14 protein-coding genes are annotated in these 20,917 nt (G+C 50.7%); 7 read left to right on the plus strand and 7 right to left on the minus strand.

Annotated elements, in window-relative coordinates:
* Positions 1-7: 7 nt before the first annotated feature.
* Complete coding sequence (gene tgt / locus AB3G37_RS19740) at positions 8-1,132, minus strand: tRNA guanosine(34) transglycosylase Tgt (protein ID WP_009638665.1); 1,125 nt, start codon at positions 1,130-1,132, stop codon at positions 8-10.
* Between the two features lie 99 nt (positions 1,133-1,231).
* Entirely contained in the window at positions 1,232-2,302 is a 1,071-nt protein-coding gene (gene queA, locus AB3G37_RS19745) for a tRNA preQ1(34) S-adenosylmethionine ribosyltransferase-isomerase QueA (protein ID WP_369788856.1), read from the minus strand.
* Between the two features lie 221 nt (positions 2,303-2,523).
* Here queA and AB3G37_RS19750 point away from each other — a divergent pair, with 221 nt between their 5' ends.
* The 3 genes from AB3G37_RS19750 (at position 2,524) to ggt (ending at position 5,887) form a co-directional block, all read left to right on the plus strand.
* Positions 2,524-3,105, plus strand: a complete 582-nt coding sequence (locus tag AB3G37_RS19750) for an ACP phosphodiesterase (protein ID WP_009638668.1) — start codon at positions 2,524-2,526, stop codon at positions 3,103-3,105.
* A gap of 127 nt (positions 3,106-3,232) precedes the next feature.
* Complete coding sequence (locus AB3G37_RS19755) at positions 3,233-3,835, plus strand: peroxiredoxin C (RefSeq protein WP_369788857.1); 603 nt, start codon at positions 3,233-3,235, stop codon at positions 3,833-3,835.
* Positions 3,836-4,111: 276 nt separating this feature from the next.
* The gene (ggt, locus tag AB3G37_RS19760; RefSeq protein WP_369788858.1) at positions 4,112-5,887 is read left to right on the plus strand and encodes a gamma-glutamyltransferase; all 1,776 of its coding nucleotides are present in this window, start codon (positions 4,112-4,114) and stop codon (positions 5,885-5,887) included.
* A 115-nt stretch (positions 5,888-6,002) separates the two neighbouring features.
* On the opposite strand, the gene proY is transcribed toward ggt, so the two are convergent.
* From proY to phoB, 5 genes are all read right to left on the minus strand, one after another.
* The gene (proY, locus tag AB3G37_RS19765) at positions 6,003-7,388 is read right to left on the minus strand and encodes a proline-specific permease ProY (RefSeq protein ID WP_009638671.1); all 1,386 of its coding nucleotides are present in this window, start codon (positions 7,386-7,388) and stop codon (positions 6,003-6,005) included.
* A 165-nt stretch (positions 7,389-7,553) separates the two neighbouring features.
* Positions 7,554-8,873: a branched-chain amino acid transport system II carrier protein gene (gene brnQ / locus AB3G37_RS19770; RefSeq protein WP_369788859.1), complete on the minus strand. Its 1,320-nt coding sequence runs from the start codon at positions 8,871-8,873 to the stop codon at positions 7,554-7,556.
* 923 nt (positions 8,874-9,796) lie between these two features.
* Positions 9,797-10,897 carry a cobalamin-independent methionine synthase II family protein gene (locus tag AB3G37_RS19775; RefSeq protein WP_369788860.1) on the minus strand — a complete coding sequence of 367 codons (1,101 nt, stop codon included), beginning with the start codon at positions 10,895-10,897 and terminating at the stop codon, positions 9,797-9,799.
* A 298-nt stretch (positions 10,898-11,195) separates the two neighbouring features.
* A complete protein-coding gene (gene phoR / locus AB3G37_RS19780) occupies positions 11,196-12,518 on the minus strand; it encodes a phosphate regulon sensor histidine kinase PhoR (RefSeq protein WP_369788861.1) in 1,323 nt (440 codons plus the stop codon).
* 102 nt (positions 12,519-12,620) lie between these two features.
* Entirely contained in the window at positions 12,621-13,310 is a 690-nt protein-coding gene (phoB, locus tag AB3G37_RS19785; RefSeq protein ID WP_009637052.1) for a phosphate response regulator transcription factor PhoB, read from the minus strand.
* A gap of 221 nt (positions 13,311-13,531) precedes the next feature.
* On the opposite strand from phoB, the gene sbcD reads away from it, so the two are divergent.
* The 4 genes from sbcD (at position 13,532) to AB3G37_RS19805 (ending at position 20,908) form a co-directional block, all read left to right on the plus strand.
* Positions 13,532-14,770, plus strand: a complete 1,239-nt coding sequence (gene sbcD / locus AB3G37_RS19790; protein WP_369788862.1) for an exonuclease subunit SbcD — start codon at positions 13,532-13,534, stop codon at positions 14,768-14,770.
* Positions 14,767-18,021: an exonuclease subunit SbcC gene (gene sbcC, locus AB3G37_RS19795; RefSeq protein WP_369788863.1), complete on the plus strand. Its 3,255-nt coding sequence runs from the start codon at positions 14,767-14,769 to the stop codon at positions 18,019-18,021. Before sbcD ends, sbcC begins: the two co-directional genes overlap by 4 nt.
* A gap of 368 nt (positions 18,022-18,389) precedes the next feature.
* Entirely contained in the window at positions 18,390-19,112 is a 723-nt protein-coding gene (locus AB3G37_RS19800) for a gluconate 2-dehydrogenase subunit 3 family protein (RefSeq protein WP_369788864.1), read from the plus strand.
* A gap of 26 nt (positions 19,113-19,138) precedes the next feature.
* The gene (locus AB3G37_RS19805; RefSeq protein ID WP_369788865.1) at positions 19,139-20,908 is read left to right on the plus strand and encodes a GMC family oxidoreductase; all 1,770 of its coding nucleotides are present in this window, start codon (positions 19,139-19,141) and stop codon (positions 20,906-20,908) included.
* Positions 20,909-20,917: the final 9 nt, after the last annotated feature.

Genomic DNA, 20,917 nt, shown 5'->3' on the forward strand with positions numbered 1-20,917 from the left:
TGCAAAATCAGAAGTTTAAAGGCGGAACTGCCTTGCCTTGTCGCTCGTAAAAATCGGCCACAAACTGCTCTAACTTACCTTCTTCGATAGCCTGGCGTAAACCGGCCATCAAACGCTGATAATAACGCAGGTTGTGGATCGTATTTAAGCGCGCACCCAGTATTTCGTTGCAACGGTCGAGATGATGCAAGTAGGCACGGCTATAATTGCGACACGTATAGCAATCACAGTGCTCATCCAGCGTCGAGGTATCATCTTTATGCTTGGCATTGCGGATTTTCACCACGCCGTCGGTCACAAAAAGATGGCCGTTACGCGCGTTACGCGTCGGCATAACGCAGTCGAACATATCAACGCCGCGACGAACGCCTTCAACCAGGTCTTCTGGTTTTCCGACGCCCATCAGATAACGAGGTTTGTCCTCTGGAATCTGCGGACAAACGTGCTCAAGGATACGATGCATGTCTTCTTTTGGTTCGCCGACAGCCAAACCGCCCACAGCGTAACCATCAAAGCCGATATCTACCAGCCCTTTTATCGATACATCTCGTAAATCTTCGTAAACGCTGCCCTGAATAATTCCGAATAAGGCGTTGTTATTTTTCAGTTCGTCGTGGCGGTCGCGGCTGCGCCTGGCCCAACGCAGTGACATTTCCATCGAACGCTTGGCGTAATCCCAGTCAGCAGGATAAGGCGTACATTCGTCAAAAATCATCACGATATCCGAGCCGAGATCGTTTTGGATCTCCATGGATTTCTCGGGACTAAGAAATACCGGATCGCCGTTGATAGGATTGCGGAAATGCACGCCCTCTTCTTTGATCTTGCGCATCGCTCCCAGACTGAACACCTGGAAGCCGCCTGAATCGGTGAGGATCGGGCCATGCCAATTCATGAAATCGTGCAGATCGCCGTGCAGTTTCATGATCTCCTGCCCAGGGCGCAGCCACAGGTGGAAGGTGTTACCGAGCAGGATTTGCGCGCCGGTTTCTTTGACTTCTTCCGGGGTCATCCCTTTTACGGTGCCGTAAGTACCCACGGGCATAAAGGCTGGAGTTTCAACAACACCGCGCTCGAACACCAAACGACCGCGACGTGCGCGGCCATCAGTGGTAGATAGTTCGTACTTCATTTTCAATCAATTCTCCACACCGGAAAAACAGTCCAATGCTTGGTAAGATTCAGGTTAAACCTGAAAAGTAAGGCCCTGGACGATAAGAGCCAGCAAAAATTACTGTCCCACAATTTCCTGTGAAGCCAGTAGGTTACGGTGGATGAACATCGCATCACCATAACTAAAGAAACGATACTGCTCTGCCACCGCCTGATGATAGGCGTTCATAGTATTTTTATAACCGGCGAAAGCCGAGACCAGCATAATCAGCGTCGATTCAGGCAGATGGAAATTAGTGATAAGCACGTCGATCACATCATATTCATAGCCAGGGAAAATAAAGATACTGGTGTCACCAAAGAATGGCGCAATCAGCCCGTTTTTACAGGCCTTGGCCGCGCTTTCCAGCGAACGAACCGAGGTGGTTCCCACCGCCACCACGCGATTACCGCGCGCTTTACAGGCGATTACCGCATCCACGACTTCCTGCGGTACTTCGGCGTATTCGGCGTGCATTACATGCTCTTCGATAGTATCGACACGTACCGGCTGGAAGGTGCCTGCGCCAACGTGCAGGGTCACAAACGCAAATTCGATGCCTTTTTCCTGCAACGCATCCATCAGCGGCTGATCAAAATGCAGTCCCGCCGTCGGTGCAGCAACCGCCCCCAGGCGTTCGCTGTAAACTGTTTGATACAGCTCGCGGTCGGCGTCTTCGTCAGGACGATCAATATAAGGAGGCAACGGCATATGGCCGATCTCGTCGAGCAGAGTAAAGACATCGCGGTCTTCATTGAATTCCAGCTCGAACAAAGTATCGTGACGCGCCACCATGGTCGCCTTGATGTTTTCGGCGTCGCCCAGCAGCAATTCTGCGCCCGGCCTGGGTGATTTGGAGGCTCGCACGTGGGCCAGCACGCGTTTTGAATCCAGCACGCGCTCAACCAGCACTTCAATTTTTCCACCGCTAGCCTTGCGACCAAATACGCGGGCAGGAATAACGCGGGTATTGTTGAATACCAGCAGATCGCCCGGGTTCAGCTTGTCTAAAACGTCGGTGAAAATACCATGAGTCAGTTCGCCGGTCGGCCCGTCCAGAGACAATAAACGACAACCGCTGCGCTGACTCTGCGGATAGCGGGCAATCAGGGACTCGGGGAGTTCGAACGTAAAATCGGCAACACGCATAGCTGATATTTCCACTTAAACTGAAGATATAAAATCGTTTATCCCGCTTTTTGCCGCGAACGGCTGCACGCAGGATAAAAAAACAGGCGGCTTAGTCTAGAGTGCGCGCGTTGTGGCTGCAAGTTTTACCCTTAATAAATGATGCTTCCTGACGGTACGTCAAGTGGACAGCGAAGCCAATGGCGCTGCAACTTGCGGCATAAAGGCGTTATACTGCGCAAATGAATTTTCTCGCACACCTTCATCTGGCCAAACTGGCCGACAGTTCGCTGATGGGCAACCTGATGGCGGATTTCGTTCGCGGCAATCCCGAGGGCCTGTATTCTGCTGCTGTAGTCAGCGGAATACGCATGCATCGGCGAGTTGACGTGATGACCGATTCACTGCCGGAAGTAAAAGTTGCCCGTGACTTTTTCCGCCCCGAATTTCGACGAGTGTCCTCCATAACGCTCGACGTCGTTTGGGATCACTTCCTGTCGCTGCACTGGGACAAGCTTTGCCCGGAGATGCCGCTGGCAGTGTTTATCAATCAGTGTCGTGAAACGATTGAACCTCATCTGGCAGAAACTCCCGAGCGATTTCAAAGTCTCAATACCTATCTTTGGCCTCAACGATGGATGGAGCGTTATGCCGAACTCCCCTTCATAGGCGATGTGTTACAAGGTATGGCCAATCGGCGGCCACGACTGGCGGCTCTCGCTGGCTCGTTTTACGACGTTAGTCTCCAATACGAGCATTTAGAGCGACAGTTCTGGCAGTTTTACCCGCAAATGATGCAACAGGCCAAGAATAAGCAGATCTAGATCACATTTGATAGCCGAATGCTATCTGATCGATTGGTCCCATGGGGTTTATTCCCCTAGTCGTTGCACTTATACTGGCTGCGATTTGTTAATCCCTCCATTTACCTAATACTAGAAAGGAGTTTTTATGGTTCTGGTAACTCGTCCGGCCCCAGATTTTACCGCAGCAGCTGTTCTTGGCAGCGGCGAAGTTGTTGAAAACTTCAACTTTAAAAAACACACTGCAGGTAAAGCTACCGTTGTTTTCTTCTGGCCAATGGACTTCACTTTCGTGTGCCCATCTGAGCTGATCGCTTTCGACAAGCGTTACGAAGACTTCCAGTCAAAAGGCGTTGAAGTAGTCGGTATCTCTTTTGACTCTGAGTTTGTTCACAATGCATGGCGTAACACCCCTGTTGAAAACGGCGGCATCGGCAAAGTGAAATACGCGATGGTTGCTGATATCAAACGTGAAATCCAGAAAGCCTACGGCATCGAACATCCAGACGCTGGTGTTGCTCTGCGTGGTTCTTTCTTGATCGATGATAAAGGTATCGTGCGCCACCAGGTTGTTAACGACCTGCCGCTGGGCCGTAACATCGATGAAATGCTGCGTATGGTTGACGCGCTGCAATTCCACGAAGAGCACGGCGAAGTTTGTCCTGCACAGTGGGAAAAAGGCAAAAAAGGCATGAGCGCATCACCAGACGGCGTTGCTGCATACCTGTCTGAGCATGCTATCAGCCTGTAATCACATTTGATTATTGGCGTTAGCTAAAACAGAATTGCCCGACGGTCAGCCTATGCTGGCCGTTTTTTTTTGCCTCGCATTTTTAAACCCTCTCTCCAACTCAATTTTTTTCGACCAAGCTCATACTCCTGCCTGCCTTTGTATCTCATATGTTAAATAACATCTAAGCTGATGTATGTTATTGCAGCATTTGAATTTTTGTTTCAATAAATGGCCTGCGCTTTGCATTATTAACGCGACAAAAAATCACACTACAGGGTGTAACCAGGAGCTTTTATGTTTTTAAAACAATGGACGAAGCCGTTAACCGTACCTCTGACCTTGGCCGCGCTGCTAGTCAGCGGTTCTCTATATGCCGCCTCTAACCCGGCGGTAGAAGCCAAAAACGGCATGGTGGTGACCTCCCAATACCTCGCCTCTCAGGTGGGCGTCGATATTCTCAAGAAAGGTGGTAACGCGATTGATGCCGCAGTAGCGGTGGGCTACGCCGAGGCGGTGGTCAACCCATGCTGTGGCAACATTGGCGGCGGTGGCTTCATGACGGTGCATCTGGCCAACGGCAAAGACACTTTCATCAATTTCCGTGAGATGGCGCCCGCTGCGGCCAGCGCCAATATGTATCTCGACGCACAGGGTAATATCAAAAAAGGTGCCAGTCTGTATGGTTATCTGGCGGTAGGCGTACCGGGTACGGTGATGGGTCTGGATCACGCTCAGCGCACTTACGGCAAGCTGACTCGCGCTCAGGTAATGGCTCCGGCAATCAAGCTGGCGCGCAATGGTTTTGTGCTGACTCGCGCCGACACCGATATTCTCGACACCAAGACCGCAAAGTTTAAAGACCAGCCCGACGTGGCGAAAATCTTCCTGCGCAAGGACGGCACTCCGCTGCAACCGGGCGACAAGCTGGTTCAAATGGATCTGGCCAAGACGCTTGAGGCAATTTCTAAGCACGGCCCTGATGCTTTCTATAAGGGCAAAATTCCTGCTGCGGTCGAGGCGGCCTCGAAAAAAGGCGGCGGTATTATCACCGCGGCTGATTTTGCCAACTATAAGGTGACTGAAACCGCGCCAGTAACCTGCAGTTATCGTGGCTACAAGTTTGTTTCTGCGCCTCCGCCAAGCTCGGGCGGTGTGACGATGTGTGAAACGCTGAATATTCTTGAAGGTTATGACCTGAAGAGCATGGGCTTTAACTCGGCGGCGTCTATTCATTATCTGACTGAGGCAATGCGCCATGCTTATATGGATCGCAACACCTTCCTTGGCGATCCGGCGTTTGTTGACAATCCTGTCGATCGTTTGTTGAGCAAGAGCTACGCTGCTGATATCCGTAAGAAAATCGAAGCTGACAAGGCCACGCCTTCTTCGCAGGTTCAGCCTGGTATGGAGCCGCACGAGAAGCCGGAAACCACGCATTATTCTATCGTAGACAAAGACGGCAATGCAGTTTCGACCACTTATACAATCAATGGGCTGTTTGGTTCCATCGAGATTGCTCCGGGTACAGGGTTCTTCTTGAATGATGAGATGGACGATTTTACCAGCAAGGTCGGCGAGAAAAACATGTACGGGCTGGTGCAGGGCAGTAAAAATGCCATCGCCCCCGGTAAGCGCCCACTATCGTCGATGAGCCCGAGTTTAATCACTAAAGACGGCAAAACCTTTATGGTTCTGGGGTCGCCGGGGGGGTCTCGTATCATCACTATTACGCTGGAAACCGCGTTGAATGTGATCGATTTCGGCATGCCTCCGCAGGAAGCAGTAAATGCGCCGCGTATTCACCATCAGTGGTTGCCGGATGAGGTGTATTACGAGCAGCGCGGTGTCTCGGCTGACAGTTTGAATTTGTTGCAGAAGATGGGTTACAAAATGGTTGAGCAGACGCCGTGGGGGGCTGCTGAGCTGATTATGGTTGGGTTGCCGGGCGCGGTGGGTGTTACGCCACAAAGTTCTGGAAATGACGCGGCGGTATCGGGCAAGGTGCGAGAGGGATATCTTTACGGCGCCAATGACGTTCGTCGTCCTGCCGGGGCGGCAATAGGTTATTAATATTTAAACCTTGTTGACCGAGATACTCGCCCATAAAGTGATTAAGTAAATAGAAATCAAAAGGGAGGTGAGCGCTTGCTTACCTCCCTTTCTTATTGCTGCAGGTTATTGATTATCAGGCCTGCCTGCGGGTTTTAATCCAATAGCTGACCACCAGTGCAAGAATCCATACTCCCCCAACATACAATGACATGCGGGTATCCGGGAAGTAGCCAATCAGCCCGATGATAAAGAACAGGAAAATGATAGCGACAATCGAGGTGAAGATGCCGCCGCGCATCGGGAATTCCAGCTCAGAAATCTGTTTGCGGCTTAACTTGAGGCGGAAACCAATCTGCGAGAAAAGGATCATAATCCATACCCAAACGGTGGCAAAGGTCGCAAGTGAGGCAATGACCAGGAACACGTTTTCCGGCATGATGTAGTTCAGATACACCGCAATCAGCAGGGCAACCATCATCACAATCACGGTCATAAATGGCGTGCCGCGACGGGATACTTTAGCAAACACTTTTGGTGCCTGCCCCTGATTGGCCATGCCGTGCAGCATGCGGCCGACGCCAAAGATATCGGCGTTAATAGCCGAAAGCGAAGCAGTAATCACTACAAAATTAAGAATAGTTGCAGCAGCGGCAATGCCCATGTGCTGGAAAGTCAGAACAAACGGGCTGCCCTGAGTACCCACCAGATTCCATGGGAAAATGGACATGATCACAAACAGCGTGCCCATGTAGAACACCAGAATACGCCAAGGCACAGAGTTAATGGCTTTCGGAATGGTGGTTTTTGGATCCTCGGCCTCGCCGGCAGTAATACCGATAATCTCGATGCCGCCATAGGCAAACATCACCAGTTGCAGTGAAAGAATGGTGCCCATCAAACCATGACTAAAGAAGCCGCCGTGGCTCCACAGGTTGCTTATGCCGGTCGGATGTCCTCCGTTGCCAATGCCCCAGATGATGATGCCCAAACCGGCGAGGATCATCACGATGATGGTCAATACTTTGAAGAACGAGAACCAGAATTCCAGCTCGCCGAACACTTTAACGCTCATCATATTAATGCCGCCGATGATAAGCACCACGCTCAGAACCCACATCCAGTGCGGCACGTCGGGGAACCAGACGCCCATGTAGATGCCGAACGCTGTCACGTCGGCGATACCGACGATCAAAATTTCAAAGCAGTAGGTCCAGCCGGTGATATAGCCTGCCAATGGTCCTAAATAGTCTTGTGCATAGCGTGAAAACGAGCCAGTCTGTGGGTTGTTTACCGACATCTCTCCCAGCGCACGCATGATGATAAAGGCAATAATCCCGCCAATGAGGTAGGCGAGCAGCACGCTTGGCCCCGCCATTTTTATCGCATCTGCCGAACCGTAAAACAGGCCGGTACCAATCGCCGAGCCGAGAGCCATAAAGCGAATGTGTCGGGTACTTAATCCGCGTTTGAGCGAAGTCGAGGGTTTCTCGGCCGACTGTGTATCTAGAGATTGTTGCATTTAAAAATTCCAAATCATAAAGCGCGGTCTAAAAACGAGATAACGGAATGATCGCCGCTATCCTCTGCCAACGAAAAAGCCACGGAAACGTGTCCGTGGCCCTGATTGGCGAATGCTTAATCAACGCGGGTGCCACTCACCGAGGGCACCTTTCTGGCGTTTTCATTACTGGTGTGCTGTAACGCTGCGCGCACCACTCACTTTGTCGTAAATCCCAACCAGCAGCAGCATCAACACTGACGGTGGAAGCCAGGACAAACCTTGCTCGGCCAGCGGCAAATGAGCAGTCCATTCCGGCAGGCTGGCAGCAAAGTTGGAGCTTTTGATACCGTCAATAATACCGAAAATCAGGCTGACCAGCATCACCGGCGCGATAATACGGGCGGTACTATTCCACCAGCGCAGGGTAAAGCTCAGAACAACCAAGGCGATGCACGGTGGATAAATAGCGGTCAGAATCGGGATTGAAATCTGAATCAGGTGGCTCAGGCCAAGGTTAGAAACCAGCATCGAGAACAGGCCCAGAATAAATACCAGCGTCTTGTAAGACAGCGGCAGATATTGCGAGAAGAACTCGGCGCAGGCGCAGGTCAGGCCAACCGCCGTCACCATACAGGCGATGAAGATAAGCGCTGCAAGGAAGAAGCTACCGACACCGCCAAAGGTCTGCTGTACGTAGGTGTGCAGAATAACAGCACCATTTTGCGCCTGTGGTACCAGCGATGCGGTGTTAACGCCGAGCTTGAACAGGCTCAGGTAAACCAGCAGCAGGCCCAGACCGGCAATCAAACCGGCTAAAACAGTGTAGCGAGTCAGCAGCCTGGCGTCGCTTACTCCGCGAGAACGTGCTGCGTTAACAATGACAATACCGAACACCAATGCGCCCAGCGTATCCATAGTCAGATAACCATTCACGAAACCGTTGGAGAACGGCTGGGTTTCGTAAGCCTGAGTGGCTGGCAGCGGTTGACCGGCAGGCCACAGCACGGCAGCAATACCCAGGATTGCCAGCGCAACAATTTTCAGCGGAGCCAGAATATGGCCTACAGTATCGAGCAGGCGGCCCGGATAAAGCGAAATTCCGATCACCAGCACGAAGTAAATCAGGCTGTACACCAAGAGCGGAGTTGCGCCGTCACCGGTTAACGGTGCAATCCCAACTTCAAAAGAAACCGTTGCGGTACGAGGCGTGGCGAAAAGCGGACCAACGGCCAGGTAGCAGACAGTCGCCAATAACAGACCCGCCTTGCGGCCAATTGGGGTGCTCAGCGCATCAATACCGCCACCGACACGAGCAAGAGCAATCACGGTCATCACCGGTAGACCGACGGCAGTGATCATAAAACCGAGTGCGGCCCACCATACGTGGTGACCGGCCTGTAATCCTACCATCGGAGGGAAAATGATATTTCCCGCACCGACAAATAAGGCAAAGGTCATAAAGCCCAATGCCAGAATATCTTTGGTTTTTAACTGATGACTCATGATGATGTCGTGATGCCTGTGCAAAATGAATAAAAGTGTCCGCTGCTGGCACTCGGCATAAACTTGAGGAAGTTGCCTGACGATATGAAAATGACTTTTTTATGCAGGGGGAATGCGAGTGCAGCGGCGTTAAGGTACGCTTTTATAGTGCATGAAGGCAAGTCTCGATCCTAAAAGCAGAATCTTAAACTGGATTTGAAACGCTGAGCAGTAAAATTCACTGGATTTAGCTAAAAAATCACCACATGATACGTATGATATTTGAGCAATCAATGCCAACTTTGCGCTTTAATTAAATGAAAAGTGCGTGAAACTGCCGTGAAATGGACGTTTCACGCACAAAAATGCGGGTTATTTTTAACTAAATAGCAACAGTCAGCTTTGTAAGCGCTAAATTAATGATCTTGCAGCACTATTAAATGCACAAAGAGCTTGAGTCTCTTATAAATCTGATAGTCAGATTTGAAGATGCTTAAAAACAAAAACCCGAGCGACTTTTAGAAATAAGTCACTCAGGTTTGGAATATTTTCATTCTCAACACCAAAAGCGCAGAGATTTCGAATTAGAGCAAGGCAGCAAGCGAGTTCATCCCCAGGAGCTTACACAGGTAAGTGACTGGGGTGAACGAGGGAGGCGAACGCCGCTATAGCATCAAAGATCAAACTGTTGCCAAAGCGCAGAGATTTCGAGTTAGAGCAAGGCAGCAACCGAGTTCATCCCCAGGAGCTTACACAGGTAAGTGACTGGGGTGAACGAGGGAGGCGAACGCCGCTATAGCTCGAAAAATCAAGCTTTTACCAAAGCGAAGAGATTTCGAGTTAGAGCAAGGCAGCAACCGAGTTCATCCCCAGGAGCTTACACAGGTAAGTGACTGGGGTGAGCGAGGGAGGCGAACGTCGCTGTAGCCCGAAAGATCAAGCTTTTACCAAATGCGTTCAGCCAGATCGACAACTAACTTGAGTTTGTCCCACTGCTGCTTGTCGCTGAGACTATTGCCTTCTTCGGTGGACGCAAAACCACACTGCGGGCTTAGGCAGATCTGGTTGATATTCAAGAACTCAGCCGCTTCGGCGAGTCGCGCCTCCACGTCTTTTGCCAATTCAAGATCGCCGGTTTTAGTGGTAATCAGGCCCAGAACTGCCTGCTGCTGGCCGGGCTTGATGAAGCGCAGTGGCTCGAAACCGCCGGCACGCTGGTTGTCATATTCCAGGAAGAAACGGTCGATATTTACAGTACCGAACAGGATCTCTGCCACAGGCTCGTAGCCGCCTTCTGAAATCCAGGTTGAACGGAAGTTACCGCGGCACACGTGCAGACCGATGATTAGGTCTTCCGGCTTGCCTTCGATAGCCTGATTCAGCACCCGAGCGTAGGTTTTCGCCAGCTCTTCCGGATTATCGCCACGGGCAATGATCTGCTTTTTCTGGTCTTCTGAGCACAGGTACGCCCAAACGGTGTCATCCAGTTGCAGGTAACGACAACCGGCGGCGTAAAACGCCTGGATAGCGTCGCGGTAAACTTGAGCTAAATCGTTGAAAAAGTCTTCCTGATTTGGATACACGCCTTTAACCGCATCACGGTTGAAACGGAAGTGCATCACGCTTGGGCTAGGGATAGTCATTTTAGCTACCGCATCGCCACTGATGCTTTTCAGAAAGCTGAAATGTTCAATCATCGGGTGATCGCCAAAGGCAATCTTATCAACCACTTTGATACTGCGAGATTTGGTCTGCACGCCGTTGAACTGAATGCCCTGCTCTGCATCATAACCTTCAACGCCCTGCAGACCCTCGAAGAAGTCAAAGTGCCACCACGCGCGGCGGAATTCACCATCAGTGACCACTTGCAAACCGGCTTCGCGCTGCTGCTCAACCACGCGGCGAATTTCGCTGTCTTCAACCGCACGCAGCTGCTGAGCATCGATTTCACCGGCTTTAAACTGCTGACGTGCTTGCTTTAGCGCTTCTGGACGCAAAAAGCTACCAACGACTTCGGCGCGATAAATTGGGTTTGATACTGACATTATGAACTCCTGGCAAAAGCCCCGACGAACCTGTCGCCGTGACATTGATTAATGGGTAGCACGACATCCCGGAGATTAGTTAACAATGTTAATAATACCGAGAAGTTACATTAGACATCTGGATGTCTAAACGGCTTTAAATCTATGCTGCCATGAATAGTGTTCATCACCAAACGAGGAATTCTCACATCACATGAAATAAATTCATGATCGGGCGTCACAATTTCACGTTGCCCAAAGTGTGAACTGATTAAATAAGATTAAAACGGACCATCGCTGATCCGTTTATCGTGAAGATTTAATGCTTAACGCGGTGATGGTGAGGCAATTGAGGAGCATCGACAATCAGTCGATAAGGCAATGTGAATAGAAACCGCGTCCCTACCCCGACTTCGCTTTCTATATCCAACTTTGAATGATGATGACTGAGCGCATGTTTGACGATAGCCAGCCCCAGCCCGCTGCCACCGGTCTGCCGTGAACGCGCCTTGTCTACACGATAGAAACGCTCGGTCAGCCGGGGAATATGCTGTGGTGCAATGCCCGGGCCGTTATCGCTGACCTGAAACTGTGCGCCCTGCGCGGTCTGCTGCCAGCTAACTTCAATGCGCGTGCCCGCTGGCGTGTGATTGACCGAGTTATACACTAGATTCGAAACCGCACTGCGCAGCTGCTCGTCGTTGCCATAAACTTTAAGCTGTTCATTGATTTTGAATACAATTTCATGGCGACCATTGCTTAGCGTCTGCACCTCGCGCTCCAGCATGCCCAACATTCCTGGCATGTCGACTTTCTCCTGCAAATCAATGTTGGTTGCCGCCTCGATACGCGATAAAGTCAGCAACTGTTTAACCAGCCCGTCCATGCGCCGCGTCTGTTCCTGCATAGTATCCAGCGCTTTACTGCGGAACGGCTCCTTCAGCGCCTCGTCGTCCATCATCTCAAGATACCCTTGCAACACTGTCAGCGGTGTGCGCAGTTCATGGCTGACATTGGCAAAGAAGTTTCGACGAGCGCCTTCCAGCTGGCGCATCTGGGTGACATCACGCGCCACAATCAATAGCTGCCCTTCCGAATACGGCATGACTCGAAATTCAACGTAGTGATTGTTATTAAGGTGCAAGTTAAGCGGACGGGTAAAGTCGCGGCTCTGGATCCAGACGCGTAGTTCGGGATAACGCAGCAGGTTAAACAGGTGTTGGCCGTTGTCTTCCGGCCAGCGGAAACCAAGCAGTTCCTGTGCCAGGCCGTTGCACCAGAAGATATTGCCTTCTTCCGTCGTCAGTACCACGGCGTCAGGGAGGGATTCAGCTCCGCTGCGGAAGCGTTTAATCAGCAGCGCCAGTTCGCGCCTTCTGCGCCGGTTACGCATCTGCATCTGATTAAGGCCATAAAATAGCGGTTCCCAGCTCCATAATCCGCTGGGAGGAGTAATACTTCGGTCAAGCCACAGCCAGTGTGAAAGTTTAAGCTGATTAAAATAATTCCAGCCCAGAGCCGCCACTAAAGAAGCCAGCAATAACCAGGGCAAATAGCCAATAAAAATGGCTAATATCAGCGCCGGACAGCAAAACATAAATAATTCGCCGGCCAGCCGACTCCACGATAATCGTTCTAGCACACAGTATCTCCGCTGTGAGTGAAAGATATAACATCATCAATTCATACCCAATATATTTCACGATGCCCGTAAAGGTGCAACGTGAAATAGCTGAGGTATTAATTAATAGCGGGTTGAGAATCTATAACCCGTTCCACGCACCGTTTGGATCATACGGTCATGACCGCTGGTTTCCAGTGCTTTGCGCAGGCGGCGGATATGTACATCCACTGTACGATCCTCGACGTATACGTTAGTGCCCCAGACGTTATTGAGCAACTGTTCACGGCTGTAAACGCGCTCGGAATGGGTCATAAAGAAGTGTAGAAGCTTGAATTCGGTAGGCCCCATGTCCAGCGCAAGCTCGTTGGCCATCACACGGTGCGAGGATGGATCCAAGCTTAACCCTTTCATATCAATAACTTCTTCGACCGCCATTGGTGAGATACGACGCATAACTGCTTTAATGCGCGCCACTAACTCTTTAGGCGAAAACGGCTTGGTAATATAGTCATCCGCGCCAACTTCCAGCCCGCGAACGCGGTCTTCTTCTTCGCCACGGGCGGTCAGCATCATCACCGGAATATCGCGGGTCAGCGCTTCGCGTTTTAGATGTTTAATAAACTGAATTCCGGATCCACCGGGCAACATCCAATCGAGTAAAATTAATTCCGGGTAAGGTTCAATCAAACGATTGACCGCCGAATCGAAATCTTCAGCCTCAATGGCTTGATAACCATTTTGCTCAAGCACAAAACAAACCATTTCACGGATCGGTGCTTCATCTTCCACAACTAATATGCGTCTAGCCATTTTGATAGCCTGCCAAATAAGTTAGCGAACTTAATTTTGATTTCGGGCGCCATTATGCGTCAGTTTTGTGACAGATTTATGAAAAACAATTTCGAGTGTAATTAAGTGTAGCCAAGCCGTCATATTAAGTTCAGGCACATGACATGGTTATGATTTTTCGGGGACAGAGAAGGTCGTGGGCGTTTATACTTGCCGCCTGTTACAGCCACCGCGAGACCCCCATGCGACTGATTCACACCTCTGACTGGCATCTCGGCCAGTACTTTTTTACCAAAAGCCGTGCGCCTGAACATCAGGCTTTTCTTGACTGGCTAATCGGACAGGTTGAACAGCATCAGGTCGATGCGGTGATTGTCGCGGGGGATATTTTCGATACCGGCTCGCCGCCAAGCTATGCGCGCGAACTGTATAACCGCTTTGTGGTGAACTTACAGCAGACAGGCTGCCAGCTGATTGTGCTGGCGGGAAACCATGACTCAGTCGCTACGCTGAACGAATCTCGCGAGCTGCTTTCCTGCCTCAATACTCAGGTGATCGCGACTGTCGGTGAGGATATTTCTCGCCAGGTGATTACCCTGAAAAACCGCGAGGGTCAGCCGGGGGCAATACTTTGTGCAATCCCGTTTTTACGCCCGCGCGATCTGCTGGCTAGTCAGGCAGGGCAATCCGGTAGCGAAAAACAGCTTGCATTACAAGAAGCTATCGCCGGACATTATTCAGCGCTTTATCAGGCAGCCTGCGATCATCGCCAGCATCTCGGCGTGGCGGTGCCGATTATCGCTACCGGCCATCTGACCACTGTCGGTGTAACCACTTCCGACTCGGTGCGAGACATTTATATCGGTACCTTAGACGCCTTCCCCGCTCAGGCCTTCCCGCCGGTAGATTACGTGGCGTTGGGGCACATTCACAAAGCGCAGAAAATCGCCAGGACCGAGCATATTCGCTACAGCGGCTCGCCAATCCCCCTGAGTTTTGACGAAGCCAGCAATGAAAAAAGCGTTTATCTGCTGGATTACACCGCCGATCAACTTAACAGTATTGAAACATTGGCGATCCCGCGCTCTCAGCCGATGGAAATCATTAAGGGCACACTGGCCGAGATTGAAAAACAGCTGCAGTCCTATGAAAAAAATCAGGAAACGCTGCCGGTTTGGCTCGATATTGAAGTCGCGACGCAGGATTATCTCAGCGATATCCAACGGCGTATCCAGCAGCTTACCGATCCGTTGCCGGTGGAGGTCGTGCTACTTCGGCGCAGTAAAGAGCAGCGTCTGAGCGGTCTGTTACAGCAAGAGAAAGAAACGTTGAAAGAGCTTAGCGTCAGCGAAGTGTTTGAACGCCGACTGGCGCAGGAAAATACCCCTGAAGAGGGCCGCCAGCAGCGGATACGCACCCTGTTCTCGCAGGTGCTGGAACAGGTCGAAAACGGCCATTCTGCCGGAGAAACCAGCCAGTGAAGATCCTGTCATTACGATTAAAAAATATCAATTCACTGGAAGGTGAATGGAAAATTGATTTCACCGCCGAACCCTTCGCCAGTAATGGACTTTTTGCTATTACTGGCGCAACCGGGGCCGGTAAAACCACCCTACTCGACGCAATTTGCCTGGCGCTGTATCACCAAACGCCGCGCCTGGATGTGTCTCCGAGCCAGAACGAATTGATGACCCGCCATACCGCAGAATCGCTGGCCGAGGTCGAGTTTGAGGTTAAGGGCGTAGGCTATCGCGCCTTCTGGAGCCAGCGCCGGGCGGGTAACTCGCCAACCGGTAATTTGCAGGCACCAAAGGTCGAGCTGGCACAACTGGCCGACGGCAAAATTCTCGCCGACAAAGTACGCGATAAGCTTCCGGCGATTGCCGAGCTGACGGGGCTGGATTTTGGCCGTTTTACCAAATCGATGATGCTCTCTCAGGGGCAGTTTGCCGCCTTCCTTAACGCCAGGGCCAACGAACGAGCCGAACTGCTGGAAGAGCTGACCGGCACCGAGATTTATGGACGACTGTCTGCACAGGTATTCGATCGTCATAAACAGGCGAAGATCGACCTCGATCTGCTGCACCAGCGCGCCGCCGGTATTGAATTACTCAGCGAGGAACAACGCCAACTGCTCGAACAAGAATTAACTCAGCTGGGATTGCAGGAAACCACGCTCAGCCAGCAAACAGTGGAACAACAGCAAGGTCTAAACTGGCTGCAACAGTGGAAAAACATTCAGCAAAAACAGCAACAATACCAACAACAGCTTGTCGATGCCGAAAGTCAGGCGCAACAGGCCGAGCCGCAATTAAAGCAGCTGGCGCGCAGCGAACCGGCGGAAAAGCTTCGCCCGTTGTTAAAAGATCGCCAGCGCTATCAACAGCAGCAGGCTGATTTACAGCGGCAGCTAACGCAGCTCGGTGAGCAGCAGCAACAGTTGCAACATTCCAAAACCCCTTTAAATGAGGCTCTGGAAAAAGCGCTGCATCATCAGCAGCAACAGGCCGCCGAACAACTGCGGCTAGAGAAGCTAATCGAGGAGCAAGTCCAGCCGCTGGACAGCAAAATCCATCATTTGCAGGAAAAGCTGAGCGACGATCGGCAAAGGCATCTTAAACAGCAAAACCAGCAGCGGGAATTGGCTGAAGAGCTACAAAAATTGGCTAGCGAGCAAACTGCCTCGGCGCAAAGAAATCAGCAATTTCAGGCTAAAGAGGCCGAACTTGTTGCACAGTTGAATAGCCAAACGCAGCAGCAAAGCGCGCTGGAAGCACAGTCGCCGCAGACCGCTTTACGCAGTCAACATTCGGAACTGGTCGGACTGCGCCCCGTTCGCCAGCAACTCTCCACCCTTCAGCCGCTGTTTCAGCAAGTATCCCAGCGGATTAGCCAGCAGCATCTGGAATTTGACGCACGCGAGGGAGAGCTGCTCGAGGCTGAAAAAAATCTTAACCAGACGCGTGAAAAGTACAAGCAGCAAAAACAGCATCTGAACGATGTCGAAAAACTGCTGGCGCAGGAGCAGCTGATTGTCAGTCTTGAAGCAGAACGCTCTCGCCTGCAAACCGGTCAGCCTTGCCCGCTGTGCGGTTCGACGACACATCCGGCTATCGAATCCTATCAGGCCGTCAGTCCGTCCGAGACCGCGCTGCGGGTGCAGCACATGCGTGAAGAAACTGAAAAGTTGCATACCAATGGCACACAGTTACGGACTCGTACCGAAGGATTAAAAGAACAGCAACAACGGCTGCAAACTGCGCTGCAACAAGATCAAAAACAGCAAGCGGGATATCTCGAACAGTGGCAACAGGCCTGTGGACAGCTTTCATTAGGTTTCACCTTGCAAGACAGCGAGGCGCTGCAAAACTGGCTGCAAGAATCTGAACAGCAAGAGCAGCGCTGCCAGCAGCTTATCCGCCAGCACGATGAGGCCGCTCAGGCAGTCCAGAAAGCCAAAGAAACGCTTTATGCGGCGCAGGCTGAACAGAATCACTTGCAACAGCAGGTAGTAATTCAAAACGAGCGCAGTCTCACGCTGCATAAACAGCACAGTGAGTGTCGGCAACTGGTGGAACAGCAGGCAAAACTGTTAGCCGAAAGTGAGCAATTACTTACTCAGCAGCGCAGCTCTCGCATTGAACTGTTTGGTGATCGACAGGTGGCACAGGTTCGTGAACAGCTGCGCCAACAGCTGCAAATGGCTGAGCAAACACGTCAACAAGCCTATGAAAAATTGCAGACGGTGCAGCAGCAGCTCGACCAGCTCGGCGGTCAACTGGTCACCCTGCATCACAGTCACAAGCTGGGCGAAACTGATTTACATCAGGCTGAGCTGGCCTGGTTACAGGCGCTGCAAAACAGTGATTTCAACGATGAGCAGGCAGTGATTGATGCATTAATCGAAGAGACCCTACGCCAGCAGCTGCAACAACTTAAAGAAAGCGTGCAGCGACAGCTGACCCAGAGCAAAATTCTGCTGCAACAGGCCAGCGAGCAGTTGGAACAACATCTACAATCACGCCCGGCCGGGCTCAACGAGCATACAAGTCATGTCGAAACGCTCGCCGAACAGATCGCCGCACTCAACGTCCAGCTGAGGACGCTACAACAGCGCCAGGGCGAGCTGCGTAGCCAGCTAACCAGTGATACTCAGCGTCAAAGCGGTCAACAGGCGCTGTGGCAGCTGATTGCCGAATCACAGGAAACCTATGACGACTGGAGCTACCTCAATCAGATTGTCGGCTCTAGCGATGGCGCAAAATTCCGCAAGTTTGCTCAGGGGCTGACGCTGGAACATCTGGTTTATCTGGCTAACAGGCAAATGGAGAAACTCCACGGCCGCTATTTCCTGCAAAGAAAAACCAGCGAGGCGCTGGAGCTGGAGGTGGTAGACACTTGGCAGGCAGATGCCGTGCGCGACACTCGCACACTTTCAGGCGGCGAAAGTTTCCTGGTCAGTCTGGCGCTGGCTTTGGCTTTGTCAGATCTGGTCAGCGATAAAACGCGCATCGACTCACTGTTCCTCGATGAAGGTTTTGGCACCCTCGATGCTGACACGCTGGACACCGCGCTAGATGCACTGGACAGCCTGAATGCCAGCGGCAAGACCATTGGCGTAATCAGCCACGTTGAGGCAATGAAAGACCGCATACCGGTGCAGATCAAAGTGAAAAAAGTTAACGGGCTGGGCATTAGCAGACTGGACAGTATCTTCAGGGTCAACGGCTGACTCTGATTAATCCGCGCCTGTTATTCATGGAAAACACTCCGAAAACGGTCAGTGGTAATTAGCAATGAACTCCAAGTGCTGCGCGCAATGCACAGCACTTTTTAACAATGACTTTTTAATTTGAAAGAAAAAATTCACTTCTGAAATAAATTTACTGACAAGTTAATAATTTAAAATCAAATAGTTAAAATTTTGTTATGTATTTTAAACACATTTGTTTACCAAAACCCACACGGAGACAAAGGTTAGCCATTGTATCTTGAGTGAAATTCGATCAGCCGCCCAGGCTGGCACTCGGCCTCACCCTACCACTAGCTAACTTCCGCCAGGGAGTGTTTGTACGATTTCGTATAACATGTGAGCAAAATATGAACAGTATTCCATTAAACAGAAGGCGTTTTATTTTTGGATCGTTAGTCGTAATAGGATCGTTTACTGCCAAAGGAGGGTTATCAAACGTATTTGCTGCTGTTTCGGCACCCATGAAGGAACTATCAGAATATAAACCTCAGTATTTCAATGCTGATGAATGGACTTTTTTGAACTCCTTATGCGATCGCCTAATTCCCTCCAGCAGTGATGGTCCGGGAGCTTTGGAAACTCATGTCCCGATATTTATTGATAAACAAATGCTGACCAAATATGGCAAAGGCGAAAGCTGGTATATGCACGGTCCTTTTAATAGCCAAGCCAGTCATTTATTCGGTTATCAACTGCCTTTTAGTCTACAAACGCTTTACCGCAAAGGTATTGCCGCTACAGAACAATATGTAAAAGCCAAATATAACCAATCTTTCTCTTCATTATCCGCTTCGCAGAAGGATGAGGTTATTACCGCACTTGAGAATAACAAAATAGACTTCTCGCAATTAGGGGAAAAGGATCTTACATCCGGCTATTTCTTTACCCGCGTCATGGATAATACCAAAGAAGGGTATTTATCCGATCCACAATATGGCGGAAATAAAAATATGGCTTCGTGGGTAATGATTGGTTTTCCCGGCGCACGAGCAAGCTTTCCTGAATGGATAAAAATTCACAACGTTAAATATCCATTAGGGCCTGTTTCGATCAGTGGCGAGCAGGCTTGATATTCTGACATATTGGAAATAAGACAATGAAAAAAACCAATGATGCAGTTGATGTTGTTGTTGTCGGCCTTGGATGGGCCGGATCGATATTAAGTATAGAAATGGCGAAAGCCGGGCTTAAGGTCAGAGCGCTAGAACGGGGTCACGACCGCCCAAGTTCTGAAATGGGTTACCCTATTCCGGCAGATGAACTGGCAAATACCAAGCGCCACGTCCTGATGCAGCAGGCCTCGACGCTAACCTACACGGTTCGACATAATGCGACTGAGACCGCACTACCCATGCGTGAACTCGGCGCTTTTCGCGTCGGGGACGGCGTTGGCGGTGCTGGCCTGCACTGGACGGCGATGTTAATTCGCCCTTCACCGACGGACTTGAAGTTAAAAACTTTTGTTGACCAGCATTACGATAAAAATGCGCTCGACGCGGAATTGCGGGTCATGGACTTCCCTTTCTCATGGGAAGAAATTGAACCGCATTTTGATTTCTTTGATCAGGTTTGTGGCACTTCTGGCGCAACAGGGAATTTAAACGGCAAAATTTTGGCCAATGGCGACCCGTTTGAAGGCCCGAGATCCAATCTATTTCCTACTAAACCGCTGGAAGATACGCTGAATGGCGCGATGTTTAGAAAGGTAGCAAGCGAAATGGGCTATCATCCGTTTTCCAACCCTTCCGCTGCTATTACTGAGCCTTGGACTAATCCATACAAACAGCAGATCGCACCCTGTAACTATTGCGGATTTTGCCAGTTCTATTCCTGCATAAACTATTCTAAAGCTTCTCCACAGACCACTATATTGGATGCGATTAAACTTTATCCTAATTTCGATTATCGCACTCAGGCTAACGTAATTCGTGTTGAAAAGTCGCCTGATGGCAAAACAGCGACCGGTGTCACTTATATTGATGCCGATGGCAATGAAGTTTTCCAGCCTGCCAAAATTGTCATCCTCGCCTCCTTTGCACTTAATAACGTGCGACTGATGCTTAATTCGCAAATTGGTAAACCGTATAACCCAATAACCGAAGAAGGCGTGGTGGGAAGAAATTACGCCTACCAATACGGTGGCGGTTTTACTCTGTTCTTCGACAAAATGGAGTTTAATCCGTTTGCTGCTGCCGGCCCAACCGGCGTGATGTTTAACGACTTTGGACCAGGCAATTTCGATGCTTCGCATTTAGGCTTTATTGGCGGCGCAAAAGTCCACAGCTCACAGGCAACCGGCACACCGCTGGCCACTGCACTCAAAGGCGGTACGCCCAAGTGGGGCAATGGCTGGAAGAAAGGTCTGAAAGACAGCTACGGGCATTCTATGGGCATGAAAATGACCGTCTCCAATATGTCGACACGAGGCAATTTCCTGGATTTGGACCCCACTTATACAGACGAACACGGCATGCCGCTGCTGCGCATGACCTATGACTTTGTCAAAAATGACGTGCGTTTGATGCGCTTCCTGCGCGGAAATATGCTCGGAATTGTCAAGAATCTAAATCCAGATAGCTACACGGAAAGCGTTCCGGATTACGACAGTCATTTCAATATTTCGCCAGCATACAGCTCAACCCATAATACCGGCGGCGCAGTGATGGGCGACAACCCGAAAACCTCAGCAGTGAATCGCTATTTGCAAAGCTGGGATGTTCACAACGTCTTTGTTCAGGGAGCCTGCGCTTTCCCACAAAACTTCCAGGCGAATCCAACGGCACTGGTCGGCGCCTTAGCCTACTGGTCAGCCAAGGCCATTCGTGAACAGTATCTTAAAAATCCTGGCCCATTGGTTCAGGCATAGAGGAGGCAG

The sequence above is a fragment of the Rouxiella sp. WC2420 genome (assembly GCF_041200025.1).
Taxonomy (GTDB): domain Bacteria; phylum Pseudomonadota; class Gammaproteobacteria; order Enterobacterales; family Enterobacteriaceae; genus Rouxiella.